This window comes from Amycolatopsis sp. CA-161197 (assembly GCF_050942255.1).
In the GTDB taxonomy this organism is placed as follows: domain Bacteria; phylum Actinomycetota; class Actinomycetes; order Mycobacteriales; family Pseudonocardiaceae; genus Amycolatopsis.
In genome coordinates this window covers 2260333-2285379 of record NZ_CP192059.1, presented here as the reverse complement: position 1 = coordinate 2285379, position 25047 = coordinate 2260333, and the positions used below count along the sequence as shown (strand labels likewise).

Annotated in this window: 26 protein-coding genes; 3 read left to right on the top strand and 23 right to left on the bottom strand. The window is 71.0% G+C overall.

From position 1 onward, the window contains the following. Positions 1-10: 10 nt before the first annotated feature. From ACQPXB_RS10995 to rpsB, 6 genes are all read right to left on the bottom strand, one after another. Positions 11-1345, bottom strand: a complete 1335-nt coding sequence (locus ACQPXB_RS10995) for a DHA2 family efflux MFS transporter permease subunit (protein ID WP_432851244.1) — start codon at positions 1343-1345, stop codon at positions 11-13. A 115-nt stretch (positions 1346-1460) separates the two neighbouring features. After that, entirely contained in the window at positions 1461-2378 is a 918-nt protein-coding gene (locus tag ACQPXB_RS10990) for a phosphatidate cytidylyltransferase (RefSeq protein ID WP_386948123.1), read from the bottom strand. Then, positions 2378-2935 (bottom strand): ribosome recycling factor, encoded by a 558-nt coding sequence (gene frr / locus ACQPXB_RS10985; protein WP_364060056.1) that lies wholly within the window; start codon positions 2933-2935, stop codon positions 2378-2380. Before frr ends, ACQPXB_RS10990 begins: the two co-directional genes overlap by 1 nt. Before the next feature lie 49 nt (positions 2936-2984). Continuing rightward, complete coding sequence (gene pyrH / locus ACQPXB_RS10980) at positions 2985-3728, bottom strand: UMP kinase (protein WP_326569352.1); 744 nt, start codon at positions 3726-3728, stop codon at positions 2985-2987. 137 nt (positions 3729-3865) lie between these two features. Further along, on the bottom strand, positions 3866-4681 hold the full coding sequence (gene tsf / locus ACQPXB_RS10975) for a translation elongation factor Ts (RefSeq protein WP_366580927.1): 816 nt from the start codon (positions 4679-4681) through the stop codon (positions 3866-3868). Between the two features lie 82 nt (positions 4682-4763). Next, complete coding sequence (rpsB, locus tag ACQPXB_RS10970) at positions 4764-5645, bottom strand: 30S ribosomal protein S2 (RefSeq protein ID WP_366580925.1); 882 nt, start codon at positions 5643-5645, stop codon at positions 4764-4766. A 748-nt stretch (positions 5646-6393) separates the two neighbouring features. Between rpsB and ACQPXB_RS10965 the strand changes: the two genes are divergently transcribed. Next, entirely contained in the window at positions 6394-6966 is a 573-nt protein-coding gene (locus ACQPXB_RS10965) for a murein hydrolase activator EnvC family protein (RefSeq protein WP_432851240.1), read from the top strand. A gap of 11 nt (positions 6967-6977) precedes the next feature. On the opposite strand, the gene ACQPXB_RS10960 is transcribed toward ACQPXB_RS10965, so the two are convergent. The 17 genes from ACQPXB_RS10960 to ffh form a co-directional block, all read right to left on the bottom strand. Continuing rightward, complete coding sequence (locus ACQPXB_RS10960) at positions 6978-7826, bottom strand: FliA/WhiG family RNA polymerase sigma factor (protein ID WP_432851238.1); 849 nt, start codon at positions 7824-7826, stop codon at positions 6978-6980. A gap of 109 nt (positions 7827-7935) precedes the next feature. Further along, a complete protein-coding gene (locus tag ACQPXB_RS10955) occupies positions 7936-8949 on the bottom strand; it encodes a tyrosine recombinase XerC (RefSeq protein ID WP_432851236.1) in 1014 nt (337 codons plus the stop codon). Positions 8950-9411: 462 nt separating this feature from the next. Further along, positions 9412-10593 (bottom strand): DNA-processing protein DprA, encoded by a 1182-nt coding sequence (gene dprA, locus ACQPXB_RS10950; RefSeq protein WP_432851234.1) that lies wholly within the window; start codon positions 10591-10593, stop codon positions 9412-9414. Positions 10594-10735: 142 nt separating this feature from the next. Continuing rightward, positions 10736-12247 (bottom strand): YifB family Mg chelatase-like AAA ATPase, encoded by a 1512-nt coding sequence (locus ACQPXB_RS10945; protein ID WP_432851232.1) that lies wholly within the window; start codon positions 12245-12247, stop codon positions 10736-10738. Next, entirely contained in the window at positions 12247-12936 is a 690-nt protein-coding gene (locus tag ACQPXB_RS10940) for a hypothetical protein (protein ID WP_432851230.1), read from the bottom strand. Before ACQPXB_RS10940 ends, ACQPXB_RS10945 begins: the two co-directional genes overlap by 1 nt. Further along, positions 12936-13316, bottom strand: a complete 381-nt coding sequence (locus ACQPXB_RS10935) for a YraN family protein (RefSeq protein ID WP_366580913.1) — start codon at positions 13314-13316, stop codon at positions 12936-12938. Before ACQPXB_RS10935 ends, ACQPXB_RS10940 begins: the two co-directional genes overlap by 1 nt. Positions 13317-13776: 460 nt before the next feature. Further along, positions 13777-14100 (bottom strand): DUF2469 domain-containing protein, encoded by a 324-nt coding sequence (locus ACQPXB_RS10930; RefSeq protein WP_003096226.1) that lies wholly within the window; start codon positions 14098-14100, stop codon positions 13777-13779. After that, positions 14097-14975 (bottom strand): ribonuclease HII, encoded by an 879-nt coding sequence (locus ACQPXB_RS10925; RefSeq protein WP_366580911.1) that lies wholly within the window; start codon positions 14973-14975, stop codon positions 14097-14099. The genes ACQPXB_RS10930 and ACQPXB_RS10925 overlap by 4 nt, the downstream gene beginning before the upstream one ends. A 42-nt stretch (positions 14976-15017) precedes the next feature. Beyond that, positions 15018-15929, bottom strand: coding sequence for a signal peptidase I (gene lepB / locus ACQPXB_RS10920; RefSeq protein ID WP_432851227.1), 912 nt, complete (start codon positions 15927-15929; stop codon positions 15018-15020). A 31-nt stretch (positions 15930-15960) separates the two neighbouring features. Then, positions 15961-16329 carry a 50S ribosomal protein L19 gene (rplS, locus tag ACQPXB_RS10915; RefSeq protein WP_360599997.1) on the bottom strand — a complete coding sequence of 123 codons (369 nt, stop codon included), beginning with the start codon at positions 16327-16329 and terminating at the stop codon, positions 15961-15963. 167 nt (positions 16330-16496) lie between these two features. Then, complete coding sequence (gene trmD / locus ACQPXB_RS10910; RefSeq protein ID WP_366580907.1) at positions 16497-17243, bottom strand: tRNA (guanosine(37)-N1)-methyltransferase TrmD; 747 nt, start codon at positions 17241-17243, stop codon at positions 16497-16499. Next, on the bottom strand, positions 17244-17759 hold the full coding sequence (gene rimM, locus ACQPXB_RS10905) for a ribosome maturation factor RimM (protein WP_366580905.1): 516 nt from the start codon (positions 17757-17759) through the stop codon (positions 17244-17246). Positions 17760-17780: 21 nt separating this feature from the next. Next, on the bottom strand, positions 17781-18020 hold the full coding sequence (locus tag ACQPXB_RS10900) for an RNA-binding protein (protein WP_003103110.1): 240 nt from the start codon (positions 18018-18020) through the stop codon (positions 17781-17783). Further along, a complete protein-coding gene (gene rpsP, locus ACQPXB_RS10895) occupies positions 18017-18460 on the bottom strand; it encodes a 30S ribosomal protein S16 (RefSeq protein WP_220237800.1) in 444 nt (147 codons plus the stop codon). The genes ACQPXB_RS10900 and rpsP overlap by 4 nt, the downstream gene beginning before the upstream one ends. A 216-nt stretch (positions 18461-18676) precedes the next feature. Further along, positions 18677-19468, bottom strand: coding sequence for a CPBP family intramembrane glutamic endopeptidase (locus tag ACQPXB_RS10890; protein WP_366580902.1), 792 nt, complete (start codon positions 19466-19468; stop codon positions 18677-18679). Positions 19469-19564: 96 nt separating this feature from the next. Beyond that, positions 19565-20638 carry an amidohydrolase family protein gene (locus ACQPXB_RS10885; protein WP_366580900.1) on the bottom strand — a complete coding sequence of 358 codons (1074 nt, stop codon included), beginning with the start codon at positions 20636-20638 and terminating at the stop codon, positions 19565-19567. Then, positions 20635-22179 carry a signal recognition particle protein gene (gene ffh, locus ACQPXB_RS10880; RefSeq protein WP_366580899.1) on the bottom strand — a complete coding sequence of 515 codons (1545 nt, stop codon included), beginning with the start codon at positions 22177-22179 and terminating at the stop codon, positions 20635-20637. Before ffh ends, ACQPXB_RS10885 begins: the two co-directional genes overlap by 4 nt. Positions 22180-22397: 218 nt before the next feature. On the opposite strand from ffh, the gene ACQPXB_RS10875 reads away from it, so the two are divergent. Together ACQPXB_RS10875 and ACQPXB_RS10870 are read left to right on the top strand one after the other, a co-directional pair. Further along, positions 22398-24191, top strand: a complete 1794-nt coding sequence (locus tag ACQPXB_RS10875; protein WP_432851219.1) for an ABC transporter ATP-binding protein — start codon at positions 22398-22400, stop codon at positions 24189-24191. 9 nt (positions 24192-24200) lie between these two features. Beyond that, positions 24201-24653, top strand: coding sequence for a MarR family winged helix-turn-helix transcriptional regulator (locus tag ACQPXB_RS10870; RefSeq protein ID WP_366580895.1), 453 nt, complete (start codon positions 24201-24203; stop codon positions 24651-24653). The last annotated feature ends 394 nt before the right edge of the window (positions 24654-25047 follow it).

Sequence of the window (25047 nt, the reverse complement as noted above, 5' to 3'; positions counted from 1 at the left end):
TGACCGGGCCTCACGACGAGCGGGGCCGCAGCAACCCCGTCAGCAGCACGATCCCGCCGTAACCCCCGGCGACGACCCACATCGCCGTGCCCGGCAACAGCCCGCCGACGAGCGCGACCCCGATGGCCCCGCCGGTTTGCCGCGCCGCGTTGAGCACGCCCGCGGCGATGCCCGCCTTGCCCGGCAACGCGTTCATCGCCAGCGACGTCATCGCGGGCATCGCGAGCGAACAGCACCCGAAGACCACGGAGAACACGACCAGCAGCACCGGCGACGGATCAGCCGGCAGCAACGCGAGGCCGGTCGAGCCGGCCAGCGCGACGAGACCACCGGCGACGATCGGCCGGCGCTCGCCGAACCGGTGCGTGAGCCGTCCGCTGAGGAACGCGTTGAGCCCCACGGCCAGGGTGAGCGGTACCAGCGCCAGGCCGGCCTCGAGCGCACCGAGGTGCCACTCGCGTTGGAGGAACAGAGCGAGGCAGAACAGCGTGCCGTAGAGGCAGAAGTTGAACAGGCCGCCGATGGCCGTCGCGACGGCGAAGGACCGGACTTTCAGCACACCGAGCGGCAGCACGGGCGCGGTGATCACCTTTTCCGCCGCCACGAACGCGATCCCGGCGGCGACGCCCGCGCCGCTCAGCACCAGTGTGGTCGTGGCGGTCCAGCCCGCGTGCCCGGCTTCGATGAATCCCGCGACCAACGTGGCCAGCGCTGCCGTGCCGAGGATCTGCCCGACGACGTCGAGCCGGGTTCGCCGGTGCGGCGTCGTTTCCGTGACGTACCGGCGGGTCAGCCAGATCGCGATCAGGCCCACGGGCACGTTGACGGCGAACACGAGCCGCCAGTCGGCCAGCCCGACGGCGAGACCGCCGAGCACCGGACCGGCCGCGAGCCCGACCCCGCTCATGCCGCCCCACACGCCGAGCGCGCGAGCCCGGGCGCCGGCTTCGGGGAACTGGTGCACGATCAACGCCAGCGACGAGGGCAGCAGCGCGGCCGCGCCGGCCCCCTGCACCGCACGCGCGGCGACCAGCCACGGCAGTGAATCCGCTGTGGCGCAAGCGATCGAGGCCAGCACGAACACCGCGGTGCCGATCTGGAACACGCGCCGCGAGCCCCACCGGTCGCCCGCTTCACCCCAGGTGAGCAGGAACGCGGCGAGCGCGACGGTGTAGGAGTCGACCACCCACTGCAGCGCGGCCGTGGACGGTTCACCGAACTCGGCGCCGATGGCCGGCAGCGCGAGGTTCACGATGGTCGCGTCGAGCGTGATCATCACGAACCCGAGGCACACCGCGGCGAGCGCGAGCCGGGCCGAGGAACGTTCGCGGGTCGAAGTGGTCATGCTCCGAGTCAAGCCCGCGGACACTTCGGTGGTCCACGAAGCGTTCGCTACCGCTGAGAGGCCGAAGCTCCCAGCGCAGGTCCGCGCGTCGGGCCGATCGGGGAGGTCAGGCGCGTCACGCCGGGACGAACGCCGACAGCAGCAGCCAGGAGACCACGGCCGAGGGCAGCAGTGAGTCGAGGCGGTCCATGATGCCGCCGTGGCCCGGCAGCAGCGTGCCCATGTCCTTGATGCCGAGGTCGCGCTTGATCAGCGACTCGACGAGGTCGCCCAGCGTCGCGGTGAGCACGATCGCTGCGCCGAAGACCGCGCCCTGCCAGGTGTGGCCGTGGAGCATCAGGCTGATCGTGAGGATGCCGGCCACGATGCCGGCGACCATCGACCCGGCGAAGCCCTCCCAGGACTTCTTCGGGCTGATGGTCGGTGCCATCGGGTGCTTGCCGCCGAGCACGCCGGCGATGTAGCCGCCCGTGTCGGAGGCGACCACGGCGATGAGGAACGTGAGGACCCGGCCGACGCCGTCCTCCGGTGGCACGAGCATCGCGGCGAACGCGCCGAACAACGGCAGATACGCGCTCGCGAACACCGACGCCGAGATGTCGCGCAGGTAGCCGTCGGCGCCGCCCGGCAGCCGCCAGAGCAGGCAGGCGAGCACCGTGATGACGAACGCCGTGAGCGCGCCCGCGCGGCCGAACGGCCAGGCCAGCCAGATCATCGCCTGGCCGCCGACGAGCACGGGGATCATCGCGACCTTGATGTTCGCGACGCGCTTGAGCACGCCGGCGAACTCGAAGGTGCCGACCCCGATCGCGATCGCGATGACCCCGATGAAGATGAAGCGGACGGTGAGCAGGGAAACGATGATGGCCGCGCCGAGCACCAGGCCCACGCCGATGGCCGCGGGCAGGTTGCGCCCGGCCCGGGAGTCCTTCTTGGCCGGCTCCGGCTGTCCGCCCGGTTCGGGCTTGTCAGCCGGCTCCGGCTGCGGGGTGTGCTCCACCCGCTCGTCTCGTTCCTCGCTCACCTGGCTCATCAGACCTCGAGCAGCTCGGCTTCCTTGTGCTTCACCAGCTCGTCGACCTGGTGCACGTAGGTGTCGGTGAGGTTCTGCAGCTCCTTCTCGGCGCGCGCGACCTCGTCCTCACCCGCTTCGCCGTCCTTGGCGATCCGGTCGAGCTCTTCCTTGGCCTTGCGGCGGATGCTGCGGATCGACACGCGGGCGTCCTCGCCCTTGCCCTTCGCCATCTTCACCATCTCCTTGCGCCGCTCCTCGGTGAGCTGCGGGATGACGATGCGGATGACGTTGCCGTCGTTGCTGGGGTTGACGCCCAGGTCGGACTCTCGGATGGCCTTCTCGATGGCACCGAGCTGCGTCTGGTCGTAGGGCTTGATCAGCGCCATCCGCGCCTCGGGCACGTTGACACTCGCCAGCTGGTTCAGCGGGGTCATCGCGCCGTAGTACTCGACGACGATGCGCGAGAACATCGACGGGGTGGCCCGGCCGGTCCGCACCGACGTCAGGTCGTCCTTCGCGACGGACACCGCTTTTTCCATCTTCTCCTCGGCGTCGAGGAGGGTCTCGTCGATCACGGCTACTCCCGGTGTTGTGATGGTCGAACCTGTGCTGATCCCAGCAGGTCTAGGCCGACGCCCCGTCGGCGGGGGTGCTGACCAGCGTCCCGATCCTCTCACCACTCACCGCACGGGCGATGTTCCCCTCGGTGAGCAGGTTGAAGACGATGATCGGCATGTTGTTGTCCATGCAGAGGCTGAACGCGGTGGCGTCGGCGACCTTGAGGCCACGCTCCAGCACTTCGCGGTGGCTGATCTCGTGGAACATCGTGGCGCTCGGGTCGGTCTTCGGGTCGGCGGTGTAGACACCGTCCACGGCCTTGGCCATGAGTACGGCCTCGCAGCCGAGCTCCAGCGCGCGCTGCGCGGCGGCGGTGTCGGTGGAGAAGTACGGCATGCCGACCCCGGCGCCGAAGATGACCACGCGGCCCTTCTCCAGGTGCCGCTCGGCGCGGCGCGGGATGTACGGCTCGGCGACCTGGCCCATCGTGATGGCGGTCTGCACGCGCGTGGGCAGGCCTTCCTTCTCCAGGAAGTCCTGCAGGGCCAGGCAGTTCATCACAGTGCCGAGCATGGCCATGTAGTCGGCGCGGTCACGGTCCATCCCCCGCTGGGACAGCTCCGCACCGCGGAAATAGTTGCCACCGCCGATCACCACCGCCACCTGCACGCCGGTGCGCGCGACCGCGGCGATCTGGCGCGCGACGGAGTGGACGACGTCGGGGTCGACCCCGATCGAGCCGCCACCGAACATCTCGCCGCCCAGTTTCAGCAGCACCCTTCGGTAGCCACCGTCGACCCGGTCACCCATCTGTGTGTCGCCTCCTGTGTTCGATGGCCGCCGTTTCCCCTTTGTGAGGGGCGCCGGGCGGCTGGACCCGACTGTGCCCCCGTCCCCGCACCGCGGAGACGGGGGCACAGTGGCAGAACCTAGTCCCAGTACCTCGCTCAGGCCTGGCCGACCTCGAACCGGGCGAACCGGGTCAGGGTCACGCCGGCCTCGTCGAGCAGGGCCTTCACGGTCTTCTTGTTGTCCTTGACCGACGGCTGCTCGAGCAGGACGTTGTCCTTGTAGTACGCGGTGACCTTGCCTTCGATGATCTTCGGCAGGGCCTGCTCCGGCTTGCCCTCTTCACGGGCGGTCTGCTCGGCGATGCGGCGCTCGTTCTCGACGATCTCGGCCGGCACCTCCTCGCGGGTCAGGTACTTCGCGCGCAGCGCGGCGACCTGCATGGCGGCACCGCGGGCGGCTTCGGCGTCGTCGCCGGTGAACTCGACGAGCACGCCCACGGCCGGCGGCAGGTCCGAGCCGCGGCGGTGCAGGTAGGTGGCGGTCTTGCCCTCGAACGCGACGACGCGGCGCAGCTCGAGCTTCTCGCCGATGCGGGCCGAGAGCTCCTGCACGGTGTCGATCACGGGCTTGCCGTCGAGGTCGGCGGCCTTGAGGGCCTCGACGTCGCTGGTCTTGAGGGTCTTGGCGACCTCGACGATCTTCGCGGCGAGCTGCTGGAAGTCGTCGTTCTTGGCGACGAAGTCGGTCTCGGAGTCGAGCTCGATGAGCACGCCGCCTTCGCCGGTGACGAGGCCCTCGGCGGTGGCGCGCTCGGCGCGCTTGCCGACGTCCTTGGCACCCTTGATGCGCAGGAACTCGACGGCCTTCTCGAAGTCGCCGTCGTTCTCCTCGAGGGCCTTCTTGCAGTCCATCATGCCGGCGCCGGTCATCTCGCGCAGGCGCTTCACGTCAGCGGCGGTGTAGTTCGCCATCGTGTTGAATCCGTCCGTTTCAGGTACGTGTGAGGTGATCAGCGCCCGGGTGGCCCTGCGCGGGCCACCCGGGCACGGTCGATCAGGAGTTGGCCGGGGCCTGCTCGGTCACGGCTTCGGGGGCCGCCTCGGTGGCGGCCTCGGTCGCGGCAGCCGCCTCGGTGGCGTCGGCCGCGGCGGTCTCCGAACCGGCGAGCAGCTCCTTCTCCCACTCGGCCAGCGGCTCGTCCGACACGCCCGGCTCCGGCTTCGCGTCGGCCGACGCGCCGCCACGGCTCGAACGGGCCATCAGACCGGCGGCGGCGGCCTCGGCCACCACCTTGGTGAGCAGCGCGGCCGAGCGGATCGCGTCGTCGTTGCCCGGGATCGGGTAGTCGACCTCGTCCGGGTCGCAGTTGGTGTCCAGGATCGCGACGACCGGGATGTTCAGCTTGCGAGCCTCGCCGACGGCGATGTGCTCCTTCTTCGTGTCGACGATCCACACCGCGGACGGCACCTTGGCCATGTCGCGGATACCGCCGAGGGTCTTCTCGAGCTTGTCCTTCTCACGGGTGAGCGTGAGGATCTCGCGCTTGGTGAGGCCGGCGAAGCCGCCGGTCTGCTCCTGGGCCTCGAGCTCCTTCAGGCGCAGAAGACGCTTGTGCACGGTCTGGAAGTTGGTCAGCATGCCGCCGAGCCAGCGCTGGTTCACGTAGGGCATGCCCACGCGCGCGGCCTCGTTGGCGATGGCTTCCTGAGCCTGCTTCTTCGTGCCGACGAACATGATCGTGCCGCCGTGCGCGACGGTTTCCTTGATGAACTCGAACGCACGGTCGATGTACGTCAGCGTCTGCTGCAGGTCGATGATGTAGATGCCGTTGCGCTCGGTGAAGATGTAGCGCTTCATCTTCGGGTTCCACCGACGCGTCTGGTGCCCGAAGTGCACGCCGCTGTCGAGCAGCTGCTTCATGGTGACGACGGCCATTGCCGGAATCACACCTTCTCTGTAGTCGCGCACCCCCGCGGTTCGCGCCCGCGGACGTGCTCATTCGGTTTGTCGCTCGCGGCCGGGTGACCGCTCGCCCTGGTGCTCGTGCCGGCATCCGGACCCCGCGGTTCTCGATGTGCCAAGAACCCCAGGGACCGCCGGGCGCCGTGCGACTCTCCTCCGTCCGGGCCTCCGCTGATCTTCCGAGCGGAACCGGCCGGGGCCGCGCGCACGAGCACGCGAAGTCAGCCCAGCGAGTGGGCTGCGGGAAAGATTCTACCCCCTGCCACCAGGGACGCCCCCACCGGCAGCGCTCCCGCCCGGCGGAGTTGTCCACAACTCGGGCCACCTGTGGATAACTCACCTTGTTGGCAGGGTGCCGGTCCGCGCGTGCCCCATGATCGGACCCGTGACGACGACCTCGTGTTCCCCGACGCGTTCCTCGACGCCTCAGCCGCGCTTTGTCCTGCGGCGCGGCGCTTTGTGGGCGCTGCGTATTCTGCGGCCTTCGGGTGGCGTGGGCGCTTCTGGTGCGCTCGCGGATCCGGGTGCTGCGGGTGTTCTGGTCGCTTCAGGATCCCAGCGTGCTCCAAGTCCCTCACTCGTTTCGGACGACCCGTGTGCCTCGGTCGGCCCGGGTGCTTCGGGTCCGCTCGGCCGCCCGGATGCTCCCCTGGCTTCCCGGGCAGCGCCGCCCGAGGGACCTCGGCGGGGCCGACACCGGCGTCCGACCGAGCCGTTGTGGATGCGGTGGCTCGAGGTGTTGGGCAGGGCCGCGGCGCGGACCCGGCTGGTGCTGGTCGCCGCGCTCGTGTTGCTTGCCGTGTTGCCCGGCGCGTGGGCTGGGAGGGCGCTCGCCGATGTCCCGCCAGCGCCGGATGTCGGCGCGCAGGCGGGGCGGTTGGCGTGGCCGCTCGCGCCCCGGCCGAAGGTCACGCGGTTCTTCGAGCCGCCGGCCACGGTCTACGGGCCCGGCCACCGCGGGGTCGATCTGGAAGCCGCGGCAGGACAAGAGGTTCTCGCGGCTGACATGGGCGTCGTGATCTTCGCGGGTGAGGTCGGGGGCCATGGCGTCGTCGCGGTGGATCACGACGGGGGCCTGCGTACGACCTACCTGCCGCTCACCCCGAGCGTGGCCACCGGCGATCAGGTGTACCGCGGCCAGCCGCTCGGCACCGTGACTGCCGAGCATCCCGGCTGTCCGACCACCACGTGCCTGCACTGGGGTGCCCGCAGAGGAGAGGATTACATCGACCCGCTGGCCCTCGTCGGCGTGCCGGGCCGGGTCCGGCTGAAACCGTGGGCCGACCCGCAGTGACAGGCGGGCGTTCAGGTGCTGGGCTGCTCGGTGAGCTTGGCGCGCAGCCGCATCACGGCGCGGGTGTGGAGCTGGCTCACGCGGGACTCGGTGACGCCCAGGACCTTGCCGATCTCGGCGAGCGTGAGGCTTTCGAAGTAGTAGAGGCTGACCACGATCTTGTCGCGCTCGGTCAGCTGGGCGATGGCCTCCGCGAGCTGGCGGCGGTTGTCCTGGTCGACGAGGACGGCGACGGGGTCGACGGCGCCGTCGTCGGGGAGCGTGTCGACGAGCGAGCCGCTGTCCTTGCCGGCCGCGACGAGGTCCTCCAGCGCGACGACGCTGGTGAGCTGGAGCTGGCCGTAGAAGTCGCGCAGGTCGTCGAGGCCGATGTTGAGCTCGGTGGCCAGCTCGGCGTCGGTGGGAGTGCGGTGCAGGCGCGCGCCGAGGCGTTCGAGGGCGCGCTCGGCCTCCTTCGCCTTGCTGCGCACGGCGCGGGGCACCCAGTCCTGGGAGCGCAGGTCGTCGAGGATCGCGCCGCGGATGCGCTGCATCGCGTAGGTCTCGAACCGCAGCCCCCGCGCGGGCTCGAACTTCTCGATCGCGTCGACGAGACCGAAGATGCCGGACTGCACGAGGTCGCCGACGTCGACGTGCGTCGGCAGGCCCGTGCCCACGCGGCCGGCGACGTACTTCACCAGGGGCGCGTAGTGCAGCACCAGCCGGTCGCGCGACATTTGGTCCGGCTTGTCGGCGAACTGCTGCCACAAGGCCTGGATGCCCGCGTCGACGTCATGACCGGGGCGCCCGTCCTCGCTGACGGCGCCCTCGCCTCCGGCAGTGCTCACTCCGGCGTCCGTGACTTGCGGCGTGGAGGTCATTGCACGGTTGTTCTCGGCATGCGGCTCAGTATGGTCTCCGTGCTCGTGCGGATGCGCGTGCGCCGGTGGTTCGGCCTCGGGTTTTCCGGCCGAGCCGCCACCGGCCTCGTCAGGCCCGTGGGTGTGCTCGGTCATGGATCGCCTTCAGCCGATCGACGGTCACGTGAGTGTAGAGCTGGGTCGTGGCAAGCGTAGCGTGACCGAGCAGTTCCTGAACGCTCCTGAGATCGGCACCTCCTTCCAGCAGATGGGTCGCGGCCGAGTGACGTAGTCCGTGTGGCCCCATGTCGAGTGCTCCGGGTACCGCAGCCACCGCCTCGTGCACCACGCGCCGCGCCGCGCGCGGATCGAGCCGGCTGCCGCGAACCCCCAGGAAGAGGGCCTGTTCCGACTTCGGACCGGCCAGCTCCGGGCGCCCCGCTTCGAGCCACGCGGTGAGCGTCTCGGCCGCCGGAACGCCGAACGGCACCGTCCGCTCCTTGTCCCCTTTCCCGATCACCGAGACGACACGCCGCCCGAAATCGACCGCGCCGACGTCCAGACCACACAGCTCCGACACCCGGATGCCACTCGCGTAGAGCAGCTCGACGAGCGCACGGTCACGCAGCGCAACCGGATCCCGCTGCTCGGCTCCCTTCGCGGCCGCCTGCATCAGCTCGTCGGCCTGATCGGCCCGCAGCACACCCGGCAACGTCCGGTGCGCCCGCGGCGCCGCGAGCCGCCCACCCGGGTCCGCCTTCAGCGCGCCCTGGCGGTGGGCCCACGCGGTGAACGTCCGCGCCGCCGCCGCCCGCCGCGCCAACGTGGTCCGGCCCGCGCCGTCGGCCCGCTGTCCGGCGAGCCACGCGCGCAGCAGCCCGATGTCGAGATCGCCGAGCCCGCGGCCGTCGTCCTCCGCCCCGGTCAGGAACCCCAGCAGCGACACCACGTCGCCCACGTACGCCCGCACCGTGTGCGGCGACAGCCCCCGCTCCAACGCCAGGTGCCGCTCGTACTCGGCCACCAACGCCCGCTCCGGCCCGGGCAACCCCTCGCGCACCACCCGCAGATCCGGCCGCCGCGGATCTTTCCGACCCCCCGACGCACGCGGGGCCCCGTCCCGGCGGGCGCTCGCTGACGACATGGCGATCACGCTGCGCGAACCACCGCCCTAGGTCAAGCATCGCCACGCCGTTCTCCTCTGTGTGGCACGGACATTCGGTGCGAGCGAGCAGTGCGCCGGCGGACCGAGCGCCGCGGTGGCTGCCGTTTACCGAGGTGCGAGTGGGTGATGCGGCGCCAGCGGCTGCCGCACATGCCGACGCCAAGCGGGCGGTGCGCCGACCGGCCGAGCACCCCGGTCGTCGCCGTTCACCGAGGCGCGAGCGGGTGGTGCAGCGCCGGCGGGTGCGGCATCGCGCGACCGAACGCCGTGTCCGGCGCGGATCAAGGTCCTGCGGGCCGGCGCGGATACCGGGCCGCGCCCGGCGCGATCCGGCATCGAGCGGTCGGACCCGTGAGCGAAGTTCGGTGTCGCTCGCTGCGGACCGATTCGCGGCCACGTGCCGCCGTTTGGCGAGCGGCTGAGTGGGGCGATCGGAGCCGGTCATTTCGGTGCCGAGCGGACGATGCGGCGCCAGCCGGTGTCGCCGCGGACGGTGAAGCCGTCGATTTCCAGTTCGGGCAGGAGGGCGCGCACGCGGTCGACCGGGACGCCCGAGGCGGTGGCGACTTGGTCGGCCGAGCGGCCTGCGCGGGGGACGAGGGCTTCGTAGACGCGGAGGGCTTCCGGGGCGAGGACGTCGGTGGGGCGGCGCGGCCTGGGGTTTTCCGGTTCGGGTGCGGGGCCGAAGCGGCCGACGGTGTCGATCACCTCGTCGACGGAGGTGACGAGGGTGGCCTTGCAGTCACGGATGAGGGCATGGCAGCCGGCGGAGTTGGCGGCCTGGACGGGGCCTGGCAGCGCCATCACGACTTTGCCGAGGGCGCCGGCGGTGGTGGCGGTGTTGCGGGCGCCGCTGCGGACGCCGGCTTCGATGACGACGGTGCCGTCGGTGAGGCCGGCGATGAGGCGGTTGCGGACGAGGAAGCGGTGGCGCGCGGGCGGGGTGCCGGGGGCGTACTCGCTGACGACGGCGCCACCGTTGTCGGCGATGCGCTTGAGCAGGTCGACGTGGCCGGCGGGGTAGCCGATGTCGACGCCGCAGCCGAGCACGGCGACCGTGACGCCGTCGGCGCCGAGGGCACCGCGGTGGGCGGCGCCGTCGATGCCGAGGGCGGCGCCGGAGAACACCGGGACGCCGCGGGTGGCGAGACCGTGGGCGAACTCGGCGGAGTTGTGTTCGCCGTAGTTGGTCGCGAGGCGCGCCCCGACGACGGCGACCGCGCGGTCGGCCGCTTTCGCGAGGTTCGCGCCGCCGCGGACCCAGAGGGCGAGCGGGGCCGCGACGTTCTCGACTCCGCGGCCGCTCGCGACCGCCAGCGAGAGCAACGGCCACGCCGGCCATTCGTGGTCCTCGGGCACGACCAGGCGGGCCTGGGTTTTCGCGGCCGTCTCCAGGTCTTGCTCGGCGAGATCGACTTCGCGCCGGGCGGCGGTTTCGCGGCGGACCCTTTCAGGGCAGTCGCCGCTGCGGACGCGGGCCGCCGCCTCGACCGGGCCGCGTTCCCCCACGAACGCGACCAACGCCGGCGCCGGGGGCTCGGCGACGCGCAGCAAGTACGCGCGGGCGAGGCGTTCTTCGTCGGTGGCGGTGGCGACGGGCTGTTCGGTGGGCAGGGCCGTCATGCCGCACCTCGCAGTCTCACGAGCGACAGCCGGCGCGGCGCGAGGACGGCGCGGACGCGGGCGGGATCGCGTTGGGGCGGGTTGTGGGGATTCGGGACGAGACGCAGGTGGCGTTTCACGGCGGATTCCTTTCGGGGGCGGGTCATGCGGCGGTCCTTTCGCGGAAGTCGAGCGCGGCGGCGACGTGGTCGGGGGTCGGGTGGGGTGTGGCGGAGAGGTCGGCGAGCGTCCAGGCGATGCGGAGGCAACGGTCAGCGCCGCGAGCCGTGAGGAGGCCGCGGTCGAGGGCGCGGTCGAGCAGGGCGGTGGTCGCCGACGGCAGCACGAACTCGCGGCGGAGGGCGGGGCCGGGGACGTCGGAGTTGGCGCGCCAACCGTTCGTGCGCCAGCGGTGGGCGGCGCGATCGCGGGCGGCCAGGACGCGGGCGCGGACCGTCTCGGAAGATTCGGGCGCCGTGGACTGGTGGGCGGAGATGGCGGTCAGCGGACGCAGCCGCACGCGGAGGTCGACGCGGTCCAGCAGCGGTCCGGAAATCCGCCCGAGGTAGCGCCGGCGGACGATCGGCGAGCAGATGCAGTCGGTCTCACGCGGCGGCGCGCAGGGGCATGGGTTGGTGGCGAGGATGAGCTGGAAGCGGGCCGGGTAGCGGACCGAGCCCTTGGTGCGGGCGATGCGGACCTCGCCTTCTTCGAGCACGGTGCGCAGCGAGTCGAGGCGGTGGCCGCTGAACTCGCAGACCTCGTCCAGGAACAACACGCCGCGGTGGGCCCGGCTGATGGCGCCGGGCGTCGCGATGCCGCTGCCCCCGCCGACGAGCGCCGCGACGGTGATCGAGTGATGCGGCGCGACGAACGGCGGCACGGTCACCAGCGGCGACGCCTTCGACAGGGAACCGTCGATGGAGTGGATCGCTGTGACCTGCAGTGATTCCTCTTGGGACAACGCGGGGAGCAGGCCCGGCAGGCGTTTGGCGAGCATGGTCTTGCCGACGCCCGGTGGGCCCGTGAGCAGCAGGTGGTGCCCACCCGCGGCGGCGACCTCCAGGGCCCAGCGGGCTTCCGGTTGGCCGACGACGTCGGCGAGGTCCGGCACTTCCGGGGGCTCGGCCGCGACGGGTTCGGGGCTCGACTCGAGTTCGCCTTCGCCCTTGAGCCACGCGACGAGGTCAGCCAGGCGCGAGACGCCGGCAACTTCGAGGCCGTCGACGAGCGCGGCTTCGTAAAGCGACTCCGTCGGGACGACGGCTCGCTCGTAACCGGCGGCCCTTGCGGCCAGGAGCCCCGGCAGGACACCGCGGACGGGTCGGATCCGGCCGTCGAGGGCGAGCTCGCCGAGGAGGATGGTGCGGAGGAGTTTGGTGGCCGGGACGGCTCCGTTGGCGGCGAGCACCGCGGCGGCGATGCCGAGGTCGTAGCCGGAGCCGACTTTGGGGAGGTTGGCCGGCGACAGGCCGAGCGTGATCTTGCCATCGGGCCAGGGCTGGCCGGAGTTGCGGACGGCCGAGCGCACGCGGTCCTTGGCTTCTCTCAGGCCGGCGTCGGGCAGGCCGACCAGGGTCACCCGGCTGAGCCCGCCGCCCAGGTCGGCCTCGATCTCGATCACGCGGCCCTCGATGCCGAGGAGCGCGACGCTCCAGGCTTTGGCGATGGGCATCAGGCCACCTCCGCGACGGTCGACTGGGTGGCTTCGCTGAAGTCGCGGTGGTGACGGCGGAGATCGAGGGGCGCGCGGCCGTGAGTCCCTTCGATGAGCACCACGGCGTGCGTGGAACTTGCGCACGTCACCGGGTCGGGTTCGGCATGGCAATTCACCGGCTGCACAAAGCGATAGATGTCTTCACGCGGAACCCCATCGCTCGCCGCGGTCACACGGCCGGTGTGGTGACGGCGGAGATCGAGGGGCGCGCGGCCGTGAGTCCCTTCGATGGGAACCACACCGCGGCCGGAATCCACGCAAGTCAACGGAACCCCATCGTTCGCGGTAATCACACAGGTCTCCGAGGCAGGTTCGGCATGGCGGCTCCACCGCGACGCATAGCCGCAGGCGGTCTTGGTGGTGGTAGAGCCATGCCCAGCGACGACAACGCGAGCCGCTCGGCTGAGCTCGAACCCGAAGCTCGGCACTAGTGCACGACGGTTCGGCTTGGCGATGGACAAGATGCCGCCAAAAGCAGAGAACTGAGGCACTGAAGCCCGGGCCGGCGCGATGTGGTGGTTCCGGGCCAGCGCAACGGAGGGCTGCTTCCCGAGCGCGCCGGCTTGGCGGGAGTCGTGAGGGCCGGCGGGGTGGGACAGGTGCGGGTGCGGCATCGGCGGGAGGTGGTGGGCGGTGGCGATGGGCATCAGAAGGCTCCCGCGATGTGGTGGACCTGCGGGTGGGCCCCGGAGGGGGCGAAGACGGTCACGACGTCGTAGCGGGTGCGGCACCAGCCGATGCGGTGGGCGCGCAGCCAGCGTTGGGCGGCGCGGTGGATGCGGGTGATCTTTTCGTCGGTGACGGATTCCGCGGGGGTGCCGAAGGTGTTGGTGGCGCGGGTTTTGACCTCGCAGAAGACGACCCGGTCGCCGTCGGCCAGGACGAGGTCGAGTTCGCCCTCGCGGCAGAGCCAGTTGCGGCTGAGTACCACCAGGCCCGCGTTCTGCAGGTGCCGGGCCGCCAGGTCTTCGCCCCAGCGGCCGAACGCGCGGCGCCACTGGGCGGCCGGGTCCGGGCCGTCGTTCATCGCTCCCCCTCGGTGCGCCGTCGCCGGGCCTTTGCCGGGCTGTCACGGTGCGTGTGCGATCAACCGTCGCAGAGTGACGGAGGAGGGCGCCAGGGCCGAAAAGTCGAGCTGTGGACAACTGGGGGGTTGTGGATAAACGAGGCAAGTGGGGCGAAAGGCGGCGTGAAAATGTCGGAGTCGGGTGCTAGCGCCGGAAGCCGACATTTTCACCAGGCAACGGAGCAGGTCGCGGTGGCCGCCGCGGCGCGACGAATCGACGGGGGCGGCAATGCGGGGGCGGGCAATGCGGAGCCGGCCAAACCGAGGCATCGAGCTCCGGGACATCGATGCCACACACAAAAGCCGCGCAGACGGCTCGAAATCGGCGTTCCAGCAGGCAGCCGGGGCTGACGAGGGCCCAAGACACACACCGGCCACCCGGGCGCGAAGCCCGGGTGGCCGGTGAAAACCGTGTGAGACCTCAGCCCGAGAAGGGGCCGTCCTCGGGGAGGCGCAGGTCGGGTTTGTCGAGTTCTTCCACGTTGACGTCCTTGAACGTGATGACGCGGACGTGCTTCACGAAGCGGGCGGGGCGGTACATGTCCCAGACCCACGCGTCCGACATGCGGACCTCGAAGTACACCTCGCCGCCGCCGTCGCGTACCTGTACGTCGACTGCGTTGGCCAGGTAGAACCGCCGCTCGGTCTCCACCACGTACGAGAACTGGCCGACGATGTCGCGGTACTCGCGGTACAGCGAGAGCTCCATCTCGGTCTCGTACTTCTCGAGATCCTCTGCGCTCATGAAATCCGCGCCCCTCCTCGCGTTCGTCTTGCTGCTCCGGCGGCGGAGCGTTCATTCTTACCCACCGAGCGGGCCAGGGCACGGACCGGCGCGCTCGGGTTTTCCCGAGAACCATTCTCCTCTTCGGCGGCTTCCGAAGCCGCGTTCTCCAGAGCAGCGTAGGTGAGCACGACCGGGTGCGGTGGGGTGAGTCCGTGTGCGAGGGCCGCGGTGGCCACATTCGTGTAGGACCAGCGGTGCGCGGGGCTCGGGCCGTGCTCGGTGAGAGCCCGCAGGTGGTCGGCGGTGCTGTAGCCCTTGTGCACGTCGAAGCCGTAGTGCGGCAGCTCGTCGTGCAGGCCGGCCATGATGCGGTCGCGCGTCACCTTCGCGAGCACCGACGCGGCGGCGATGCTGGCCACGCTGCGGTCGCCCTTGATGACCGCGACGTTGGGCGCCGGGATGCCCGGCACGGGGAAACCGTCGGTGAGCACATACCCCGGATGTTCGCGCAGAGCGACGACCGCGCGCCGCATCCCCTCGAGGTTCATCACCCGGATGCCGAGCAGGTCGACCTGTTCGGACGGGATCACGATCACCGCGTAGTCGAGGGCGCGCTTGAGGACCAGGTCGTAGACGCGGTCGCGGGCCTTGGCGGTGAGCAGCTTCGAGTCGGTGAGCTCCGGCAGTCGCGCGCCGTCGCCGGGGCGCAGCACGCAGGAAGCCACTACGAGCGGGCCCGCGCACGCACCGGCGCCGGCCTCATCCACCCCGGCGACGGGGCCCAGGCCACGGCGTTCGAGAGCACCCTGCAGACCCCAGAACAGCTCGCCACGCACGACGGCGCGCGGCGGCCGCAGGGGTTCGGCCGGGGTTCGGGGAGCGGGAACGGTCACAACTGCAATACCCGTCTGACGGACCTTCTCGGGTGGGGCACCCTAACGTCTCGCCTTGCGCAGGCCCGCCTTCACCCGCCGGCCGACGAACAGCGTGGGCACAGCGGCGGCGAACCCGACGCCGAGCGGCAGGCCCTCCTGCCACGCCGGGGCACCGAGGGCCACCGGCTGGGCGTCGGCCTGCGGATCGTGGTCCGTGACCCCGCCCCAGCGGCTCGGCGGGAACACGATGATCCGGGCCTTGCCGATTACGTCGTCCACGGGCACGGCACCATTGGCACCGCCGCCGCCCTGGAACCGCGAGTCGGACGAGTTGTTGCGGTTGTCGCCCATCACCCACAGGGTGCCTTGCGGCACCTTGACCGGCGCGAACGAGTCCTGCATCGCGTGGTCGGGGTTCTCCCAGTGGATGTACGGCTCGTCGAGGGCCTTGCCGTCGACGATCACGCGGTTCTGCGGATCGCAGCACTGCACGGTCTGGCCGCCGACGGCGATCACGCGCTTCACGAAGTCGCGCTCGTCCGGCGGGGCGAAACCCACCAGCGAGCCGAGACCCCGCAGGCCGCGGACGATGATGTTGCTGGATTCCTGCGGCGCGATCTCGTTCTCGGTCCACGCGGGCGGACCCTTGAACACGATCACGTCACCCGGCGAGGGATCCGTGAAGTCGTAGGTGACGCGGTCGACCAGAATCCGGTCGCCCGTGCAGCCGGGGCAGCCGTGAAGCGTGGCCTCCATGGACCCCGAGGGGATCATGAAGACCTTCGCCAGGAAGGCCTGGATCAGGATCGTGAGCACCAGGGCGATCGCGATCAGGATCGGAAGTTCCTTCCAGAACGACCGCTTCTTCTGAGGCTTGCCCCGCCGGTGGGACCCCCGACGTTCCTCGGAACGAGACTGTTCCGAGTCGTCGGGGTCGTCCTCAGCGGCGTTCTGGGGCACGGGGTCGACCACGTCGCCAGGCTACCGGGTACCGCGTGGGCACTCAGGAAGCAGAGGTGGTCTCGCGGTTCTCGCGGCGCTCCTTGATCTTCGCCTTCTTGCCGCGAAGGTCGCGCAGGTAGTAGAGCTTCGCGCGCCGCACGTCGCCGCGCTTGAAGACCTCGACCTCGGCCAGGTTCGGCGAGTGCACCGGGAAGGTGCGCTCGACGCCCACGCCGAACGAAACCTTGCGCACGGTGAAGGTCTCGCGGACGCCGCCGCCCTGGCGACGGATCACGACGCCCTGGAAGACCTGGTTGCGCTCGCGGTTGCCCTCGATGACGCGGACGTGGACCTTGAGCGTGTCGCCCGGACGGAAGTCCGGGATGTCGGAACGCAGTGACTGCGCGTCCAGCGCGTCCAGGGTGTTCATCGGTGGTCCGTCCTCGTCGATTCGGTAGTGCTTGCGTACGTCTCCCCGGGCGCGCAGCAGTGCTACGGCCGTACCCGGGAGCTGATGGCGGGCTCGTGAACGAGGCGGTCCACTCACGCCAACCTGTCGATTATGGCAGAGGCGCTGGTGCTCGCTTCGCACGGGGTCTAGCCGAGGTCCTCGCCGAGCCGGTCGAGTACCTCGTGATCTCGGCTGTTCAGACTACCCTCCGGCAACCGGGCCAGGAGATCCGGGCGCCGCAGGGCCGTGCGTTCCAGCGCCTGGTCGCGCCGCCAGCGCTCCACGAGCGCGTGGTTCCCGGAGCGCAGCACGTCGGGCACCGCCAGGTCGCGCCACACTTCCGGGCGGGTGTAGCTGGGGCCTTCGAGCAGCCCGTCGGAGAACGAGTCCTCGGCCGCCGACCGCGCGTTGCCGAGCACGCCCGGCAGCAGCCGGACCACGGCCTCCACGATCACCAGGACCGCGGCCTCCCCGCCGACCAGCACGTAGTCGCCGATCGACACCTCGTCCACGGGCATGCGGCGCGCGGCGTCGTCGACCACCCGCTGGTCGATGCCCTCGTAGCGGCCGCAGGCGAAGACCAGGTGCTTCTCCTCGGCGTACGCGTGGGCCAGCTCCTGTGTGAACGGCTTGCCCGCCGGCGTCGGGACCACGAGCCGCGTGTCGGGCCCGCAGACCTCGTCGAGTGCCGGGCCCCAGATCTGGGGCTTCATGACCATGCCGGGGCCGCCGCCGTACGGCGCGTCGTCGACCGCGCGGTGGACGTCGTGGGTCCACTCGCGCAGGTCGTGCACGCCGATCTCGATGAGGCCGCGGTCGATCGCCCGGCCCAGGAGCGCGGCGCGCAGCGGGTCGAGGTACTCCGGGAAGATCGTGACGACGTCGATGCGCATCTAGGCCTCGTCCAGCAGGCCTTCGGGCGGGTCCAGCACCACGCGCCCGCCCGCGACGTCGACCGTCGGGACGATCGCGCGCACGAACGGCACGAGCACCTCACGACCGTCGACGTCGAGCTCCAGCAGCTCGCCCGCCGGCGAGTGGACGACCTCGACGACCTTGCCCACGACCGTGCCGTCGGCCAGCTCGGCGCTGAGGCCGGCCAGCTCGTGGTCGTAGAACTCGTCGGGATCGTCCGTCGGCGGCAGGGTGGCGGTGTCGGCGAGCAGCAACGCACCGCGCAGCGTCTCCGCGACGTCGCGCGTGAGGACCTCCTCGAAACGCACCAGCAGCCGCCCGCTGTGTTCGCGGGCGGCTGCGATGGTGAGATCCCTCTTGCTGCCGTCACGCAGCTGCGTCGTGACGACCGCACCGACGGCGAACCGCTGCTCGGGCGAGTCCGTGCGCACGTCCACCGCGAGTTCCCCGCGAATGCCGTGCGCCTTGGCGATGCGACCGACTACGACGTCCATCCTGACCGTTTCCGAAAGGGCTCAGCGATCGGTGTCGACGACGTCCACGCGGACGCCGCGGCCACCGATGCCGCCCATCACGGTGCGCAGAGCGGTCGCCGTGCGACCGCCCCGGCCGATCACCTTGCCGAGGTCGTCGGGGTGCACGTGCACCTCGAGCGTGCGGCCACGGCGAGTGGTCAGCAGCTCGACCCGGACCTCGTCCGGGTTGTCGACGATCCCGCGCACCAGGTGCTCGAGGGAGTCAGCGAGAAAACTCACTCGGACTTCTCGCCCTCAGCGGCTTCGGCCTTCTCGGCCTCGGCCTTCTTGGGAGCGGACTTCTTCTTCGGCGTGGTGGCCTCGGCGGAGGGCTCCTCGCCGGCCGCGGCCAGCGCCGCGTTGAACAGGTCCTGCTTGGACGGCTTCGGCTCGGCCACCTTCAGGGTGCCCTCGGCGCCCGGCAGGCCCTTGAACTTCTGCCAGTCGCCGGTGATCTCGAGGATGCGCTGGACCGGCTCGGTCGGCAGGGCGCCGACGCCCAGCCAGTACTGGGCGCGGTCGGTGTCGACCTCGATCAGGCTCGGCTCTTCCTTCGGGTGGTACTTGCCGATCGTCTCGATGGCCTTGCCGTCCCGGCGGGTGCGCGCGTCGGCGACGATGATGCGGTAGTACGGCGCACGGATCTTGCCGAGGCGCTGCAGCTTGATCTTGACGGCCACGGGTGTGGGTACTCCTCAGTGCTGGTGCAGGGTGGGCGTACGTCGACCGCGTGGGGACACGATCACGGGCGCCCGAAACAGGAGCCCCCGAACGGTGAGAGGGTCCGGACGGAAGCGGGCAAGCGAACATTCTGCCAGATGGCTCGAAGTGCCTGCGCAGGGCCTCGCAACAGCGGCCCGGGCCGACGTGACACCCACGCCACACCCACGCCACATTTACGCGACGCCGAGCGAGCTGAGCAGGATCGCGACCGAGGGCAGGAAGTTGTTCATCGAGTGCGCCACCACACTGCCCGGCAGCCGGCCCGTCGCGAAGCGCGCCAGGCCGATCGGCACGGCGATGACCAGCAGGAGCGTGGTCCGCAGCGGTTCGAGGTGGCTGGCGGCGAACACGGCCGTGGACAGCAGGAAAGCCGCCATGCGGCCCCATCGCTCACTGCGCCACTGCAGCCGCTCCACCGCGCCCCAGAGCAGGCCGCGGTAGATGACCTCCTCGCAGATCGGCCCGAGCAGCCAGAGGTAGACGAACGTCACGATGGCCGCCGACACCGACATCTTCCGGTCGTCCACCAGCGCGCTGATCGCCGACGTCGCGTCGGCCGAGCCCACGATCTCGGTCCACACCCAGGCGCTCAGCGACGTGAGCACCAGCCCGAGCAGGCCGAACTTGAAGCCGATCTTCACGTCGGACCAGCGCCACTCCAGGCGCAGGTCGAGCTTGGGCCCGTTGCCGCGCACGACCGTGGCCAGCAGCGCGACGCCCGCGGCGATCATCGCGGGCAGCATCGTGCCCAGCAGCACCGTGCGGATCGGCAGTGGCTGACCGGCCGGGGGATCGCCCAGCAACGCGCTCACGAACGCGGCCGACGCGATGAGCACGGCCTCCACGAGCAGGAACGCCCCGAAGCCCCACCGGTGCGGCGGGAACTCGCGCGGGGTGGCCACCAGGTCCTCCGGACGGATCGGCGTGGCACCCGGAATCGGTTCCCGGGGCTGGGAAGTGGTCACGCCCGCCCTCCGGTGATCGCTCGGCTCACCGGTCGAGCCTAGCCGCCGAGGAGACTTCGCACAGTACTCGGGCGATCACCGGCGCAGGACGTTGTTTCAGCCGAAAACCGTGCCCCGCAGGACGATGTGCGACGGGTGGCGCAGCACCGCGAGGTCCTCCCGCGGGTCGGCCGGGTACACGATCAGGTCAGCCGGCGCGCCGTCCTCGATGCCAGGGTGGCCGAGCCACTCGCGGGCGGCCCAGGACGCGCTCGCCAGCGCCTGCTCGCGCGTCATGCCGGCGCGGTGCAGCGCTTCGACCTCGTCGGCGATGAGGCCGTGGGCGACCATGCCGCCGGCGTCGGTGCCCGCGAACACGCGCACGCCCGCCTCGACGGCGGAGGAGACCATGTCGGCGACGCCCGCGTGCAGCGCCCGCATGTGCGCCGCGTACGTGGGGTACTTCGTGGCCTGGTCGGCGATGCCGGGGAAGTTCTCGATGTTGATCAGCGTGGGCACGAGCGCCACGTCGCGGCGCGCCAGCTCGGCCAGCTGGTCCGGGTTCAGCGCGGTGCCGTGCTCCAGGCAGTCGATGCCCGCGTTGATGAGTCCGGGCAGGGCGGCTTCGCCGAAGACGTGGGCGGTCACGCGCGCGCCGAGCTCGTGCGCGACCCCGACGGCCTCGGCCAGCACGTCGTCGGGCCACAGCGGCGCGAGGTCGCCCTCGCCGCGGTCGATCCAGTCGCCGACGAGCTTGACCCAGCCGTCGCCGTCCCTCGCTTGCTCCGCGACGGCTTCGGGCAGCAGCGCGACGTCGTCCAGCTCGATGGCGAAGCCGGGCACGTAGCGCTTCGGCAGCGCGAGGTGGCGGCCGCAGCGGATGATCGTGGGCAGGTCGGCGCGCGCCTGCAGCGGCCGCACGTCGAGCGGCAGGCCGCAGTCGCGGATCAGCAGTGTGCCCGCGTCGCGGTCGGTCGCCGCCTGCTCGGCGGCCTCTTCCACCGGCACCGCGCCGCGCGGGCCGAGGCCCGGGTGGCAGTGGGCATCGACGAGGCCGGGCACCAGGAACCCGCCGGTCGCGAGCGTTTCCGCACCGGGGACGGGCTCGAACGAGATGCGCCCGTCGGTGATCCAGAGCTCACGCGGCGAGCCGTCGGGCAGGACGGTGCCGGAGACGTGCAACGCGCTCAATTGTTGCCCGGGTTCTTCGGCAGCTTGAACTTCGACGGGTCGAAGCCCGGCACGTCGTTCATGCCGCCGAGCTGCGACAGGTCGGGCATCCCGCCACCGGTGGGCATGCCACCCGGGGGCAGCATCGGCATGCCGCCGGGGAAGCCGCCGCGGACCTTGGGCTGCGTGGGGCCGCGCCCCTTGCCCTTCTTCCCCTTCTTGCCCTTGCGCGTCTTGCTGCCGCCACCGCCGCCGAAGCCGAAGCGCCCGGCCATCTGGGCCATCATCTTGCGGGCTTCGAAGAAGCGGTTGACCAGGTCGTTGACCTCGCGGACGGTGACGCCCGAGCCGTTGGCGATGCGCAGGCGACGCGAGCCGTTGATCAGCTTCGGGTCGTCGCGCTCGGCCGGGGTCATGCCGCGGATGATCGCCTGCAGCTTGTCGAGGTGCTTGTCGTCGACCTGCGCGAGCTGGTCCTTCATCTGGCCCGCGCCCGGCAGCATGCCGAGCAGGTTGCCGATCGGACCCATCTTGCGGACCGCGAGCATCTGCTCCAGGAAGTCTTCCAGCGTCAGCTGGCCACTAGTCAGCTTCGCCGCGGCCTTCTCGGCCTGGTCCTGGTCGAAGTGCTGCTCGGCCTGCTCGATGAGGGTGAGCACGTCGCCCATCCCGAGGATGCGCGAGGCCATCCGGTCGGGGTGGAAGGTGTCGAAGTCCTCGAGCTTCTCGCCGTTGGACGCGAAGAGGATCGGCTGGCCGGTGACCTCGCGCACGGAGAGGGCGGCACCACCGCGGGCGTCGCCGTCGAGCTTCGTCAGCACCACGCCGGTGAAGCCGACGCCGTCACGGAACGCCTGGGCCGTGGTCACGGCGTCCTGGCCGATCATGGCGTCGACGACGAACAGGATCTCGTCCGGCTGCACGGCGTCGCGGATGTCCGCGGCCTGCTTCATCAGCTCTTCGTCGACACCCAGGCGGCCCGCGGTGTCCACCACCACGATGTCGTGCTGCGCGTGCTTGGCCTCCGCGATGGCGCGGCGGGCGACGTCCACCGGGTCGCCGACGCCGTTGCCCGGCTCCGGCGCGAACGTGACGACCCCGGCGCGCTCGCCGACGACTTGCAGCTGCGTGACGGCGTTCGGGCGCTGGAGGTCACAGGCCACCAGCATCGGCGCGTGGCCCTGCTTCTTCAGCCACATCGCGAGCTTGCCGGCGAGCGTCGTCTTACCGGCACCCTGCAGGCCGGCGAGCATGATCACCGACGGCGGGTTCTTCGCGAGGTTCAGCCGGCGCGTCTCGCCGCCGAGGATGCCCACGAGCTCCTCGTTGACGATCTTGATGACCTGCTGCGCCGGGTTGAGCGCCTGCGAGACCTCGGCGCCCTTCGCCCGGTCCTTGATCCGGGCGATGAACTCCTTGACCACCGGCAGCGCGACGTCGGCCTCCAGCAGCGCGATGCGGATCTCGCGCGCGGTGGCGTCGATGTCGGCGTCGGACAGCCGGCCCTTGCGAGACAGCGTCTGCAGGGCGGCGGTGAGCCGATCGGAGAGGGTGTCGAACACGGGTGTGCACGCTCCAGCTGGGTCGTCGTTCGCGTACCGGGTTTCGCTGGGCGACCCCGGCAACCTCCCAGGGTAGCGGTCCGGGCCGAGCTGCCTCGCGGGTGCGCGAACCTTCGACAGAAGGTTAGTACGCACATGCTTAATAACCTTGATCGCTACTTCCTGTCAAAGCAAGAAAAACGCTCGACCCGACAGCCCAAATCAGTAAACATCTGCGTATGACTTCAGCGACGACGCCGCGCCCTTCGCTGGCCGAACCGGAGGCGGACACCGACGAGAAAGTGCCGTTCAGCCGCATCGCCGCGCTGTTCCGGCCGCACCGGGCGCAGATGGCCGCGCTGTTCGCGCTCCTGGTGGTGCAGGCCGGGCTCGGCGTCACGTCGCCGTTCCTGCTGCGGGCGATCCTCGACGACGCGCTCCCCCACCGCGACGCGCTGCTGGTGAGCGTGCTGGCGCTGGGGATGATCGCCGCGGCGCTGGGCTCGGGCGCGCTCGGCGTGGCGACCACCGGCCTGTCGAACACGATCGGGCAGCGCGTGATGAACGAGCTGCGCGTGTCGGTCTACGGCCACCTGCAGCGCATGTCGCTCGGCTTCTTCACCCGCACCAAGACCGGCGAGATCCTGTCGCGGGTGTTCAACGACATCGGCGGCGTGGACAACGTGGTCACGACCACCGCGGCGTCGATCGTGCAGAACGGCACCACGGCGCTGGCGATCGCCGTCGCGATCCTGATCATGGACTGGCAGCTGGCCCTGCTCTCGCTCGTGGTCGTGCCGTTGTTCCTGCTGTTCACGCTGCGGCTGGGCGGCAAGCAGCGCAAGCTCGCCCGCGGCCGGACCCGGCGGATGGCGCGGCTGACGACGATCGTCGAGGAGTCCCTGTCCGTCACGGGTGTGCTGCTGGCCAAGACCATGGGCAACGAGCGGCAGATGCGGGAACGCTTCGCCGAGGAGTCGCGCGAGGTCGCGGCGCTGGAACGCAGTGCTGCGCTGGCCGGGCGCTGGCAGCGGGCATCGCGGGTCATGAGCCTCACGATCATCCCGGCGCTCGTGTACTGGGTCGCGGGGCTGGAGCTGGCGGGCGGTTCGGCGCCGGTTTCGCTGGGCACGGTGGTGGCGTTCACGAGCATGCTCAACCGGCTGCTCGGGCCGGCCACGGCCATGCAGACGGTGAGCCAGAGCGTGGCCGCGGCGAAGGCGCTGTTCGGGCGGATCTTCGAGGTGCTCGACCTGCGCGTGGAGATCGGCGACCGGCCCGGCGCCCGGCAGCTGGCCGTGCGCGAAGGTGCGGTGTCGATGCGGTCGGTGTCGTTCCGCTACGACGACGAAGGACCGTGGACCCTGCGCGACATCGACCTCGCCGTGGCGCCGGGCACGACCACGGCGCTGGTCGGCTCGACGGGCTCGGGCAAGACCACGCTCGCCTACCTCGTCGCCCGGCTTTATGAGGTGACGGAAGGCCGGGTGGCCATCGACGGCACGGACGTCCGGGACGTCACGCTCGCGTCGCTGGCCGCGGGGGTCGGCTTCGTGTCGCAGGAGACGTACCTGTTCCACGCGTCGGTGCGGGAGAACCTGCGTTTCGCCAAGCCGGACGCCACCGACGCGGAGATCGAGGAGGCCGCGAAGGCCGCGCACATCTACGACACGCTCACGAAGCTGCCCGAGGGCTACGACACGGTCGTCGGCCAGCGCGGATACCGGTTCTCCGGCGGGGAGAAGCAGCGGATGGCGATCGCGCGGATCCTGCTGCGCAACCCGCCCGTGCTGATCCTGGACGAGGCCACGAGCGCGCTCGACAACCGCACCGAACGCTCGGTGCAGGCGGAGCTCGACCGGCTCGCGGCCGGCCGCACGACGCTGACCATCGCGCACCGGCTGTCCACTGTGGAGAACGCGGACCAGATCGTGGTGCTCGACGACGGCCGGATCGTGGAACGCGGCACGCACCCGGAACTGCTGGCGCTCGACGGCCGGTACGCGCGGCTCGTGCGCGGGGAAACCGCCTAATGTGGCGGTATGCAGACCGAAGCCGACACCCGCCGTGCCGACGAGCTGGCCGAGCTGGCCCGCCACGTCCGGGAGGGAGTCGGGCGGCTCAACTGGCGCATGCGCTCGGAGGCGGACTCGCCGTCGCCGGGCCCGACGGTGCTGGCCGTGCTGTCGCGGCTCTACCGCGCGGGCACGCACACGCCGAGCGAGCTGGCGGAGGCCGAGCGGATGCATCCGCAGTCGCTGACCCGCGTGCTGGCTTCGTTGACGGCGCGGGGGTTGATCACGCGGACGGCGGATCCGTCGGACGGGCGGCGGTCCCTGCTCGACATCACGCACGCCGGACGCGTGGTGCTGCGGGACTACTCGATCTCGCGCGAGCAGTGGCTGGCGGCGGCGATGGAGCGCTCGTTGAGCCCCACGGAACAGCAGCTGTTGCGCATGGCCGCGGAGCTGATGGTGCGGATGGCGGATTCCTGAGCTCCCCCAGGGGTTCCGGGACGCGGCCGCTCCCCACGGCCGGCCCCGGAACCTTGGCGGAAGGGCTCACCTCCCCGGGAGCCTTCCGCCGCGTGCACGCCAGACGGGTGCCCCGTCGCCCGCTCGCCAGACCCCCAGTACCGGGCGAACGCGTTCCGCCTTGCGTTGGGGAGAAGTCTGCCGGGGCACGAGCCGGCGGGGCAGTGTGAAGACCCCCAACCGGAGTTAGGTAGGACTACTCAAGCCGTGGTTCTTCGCGGCCTTCGGTGGCGCAGGTCGTGGCGACCACGGTCCTCCGGTGGAGGGATTTCGGCAAGCATGCGGTTCGAGGGCGGTTCCCTCGTGGGGTGCGCCGTCGGTGCTACAAGCGGGTGTCGGGGCCGGCGGACTCGCT

Excerpts from the sequence above, each read along its gene's own strand:
- ACQPXB_RS10935 (WP_366580913.1), bottom strand. The coding sequence starts at position 13,316 with ATGAACGACGGCCCGGACCCGGCCGCCCAGTGGCGCCGCGCGTTCGGC.
- ACQPXB_RS10940 (WP_432851230.1), bottom strand. The coding sequence starts at position 12,936 with ATGCCCATCGCCACCGCCCACCACCTCCCGCCGATGCCGCACCCGCAC.
- trmD (WP_366580907.1), bottom strand. The coding sequence starts at position 17,243 with ATGCGCATCGACGTCGTCACGATCTTCCCGGAGTACCTCGACCCGCTG.
- ACQPXB_RS10930 (WP_003096226.1), bottom strand. The coding sequence starts at position 14,100 with ATGAGCGCAGAGGATCTCGAGAAGTACGAGACCGAGATGGAGCTCTCG.
- dprA (WP_432851234.1), bottom strand. The coding sequence starts at position 10,593 with ATGACGGCCCTGCCCACCGAACAGCCCGTCGCCACCGCCACCGACGAA.
- ACQPXB_RS10875 (WP_432851219.1), top strand. The coding sequence starts at position 22,398 with ATGACTTCAGCGACGACGCCGCGCCCTTCGCTGGCCGAACCGGAGGCG.
- rimM (WP_366580905.1), bottom strand. The coding sequence starts at position 17,759 with ATGGACGTCGTAGTCGGTCGCATCGCCAAGGCGCACGGCATTCGCGGG.
- rpsB (WP_366580925.1), bottom strand. The coding sequence starts at position 5,645 with ATGGCCGTCGTCACCATGAAGCAGCTGCTCGACAGCGGCGTGCACTTC.
- ACQPXB_RS10955 (WP_432851236.1), bottom strand. The coding sequence starts at position 8,949 with ATGTCGTCAGCGAGCGCCCGCCGGGACGGGGCCCCGCGTGCGTCGGGG.
- pyrH (WP_326569352.1), bottom strand. The coding sequence starts at position 3,728 with ATGGGTGACCGGGTCGACGGTGGCTACCGAAGGGTGCTGCTGAAACTG.
- ACQPXB_RS10990 (WP_386948123.1), bottom strand. The coding sequence starts at position 2,378 with ATGAGCCAGGTGAGCGAGGAACGAGACGAGCGGGTGGAGCACACCCCG.
- ACQPXB_RS10870 (WP_366580895.1), top strand. The coding sequence starts at position 24,201 with ATGCAGACCGAAGCCGACACCCGCCGTGCCGACGAGCTGGCCGAGCTG.
- tsf (WP_366580927.1), bottom strand. The coding sequence starts at position 4,681 with ATGGCGAACTACACCGCCGCTGACGTGAAGCGCCTGCGCGAGATGACC.
- ACQPXB_RS10945 (WP_432851232.1), bottom strand. The coding sequence starts at position 12,247 with ATGCCCATCGCCAAAGCCTGGAGCGTCGCGCTCCTCGGCATCGAGGGC.
- ACQPXB_RS10965 (WP_432851240.1), top strand. The coding sequence starts at position 6,394 with ATGCGGTGGCTCGAGGTGTTGGGCAGGGCCGCGGCGCGGACCCGGCTG.
- ACQPXB_RS10960 (WP_432851238.1), bottom strand. The coding sequence starts at position 7,826 with ATGACCTCCACGCCGCAAGTCACGGACGCCGGAGTGAGCACTGCCGGA.
- rplS (WP_360599997.1), bottom strand. The coding sequence starts at position 16,329 with ATGAACACCCTGGACGCGCTGGACGCGCAGTCACTGCGTTCCGACATC.
- ACQPXB_RS10995 (WP_432851244.1), bottom strand. The coding sequence starts at position 1,345 with ATGACCACTTCGACCCGCGAACGTTCCTCGGCCCGGCTCGCGCTCGCC.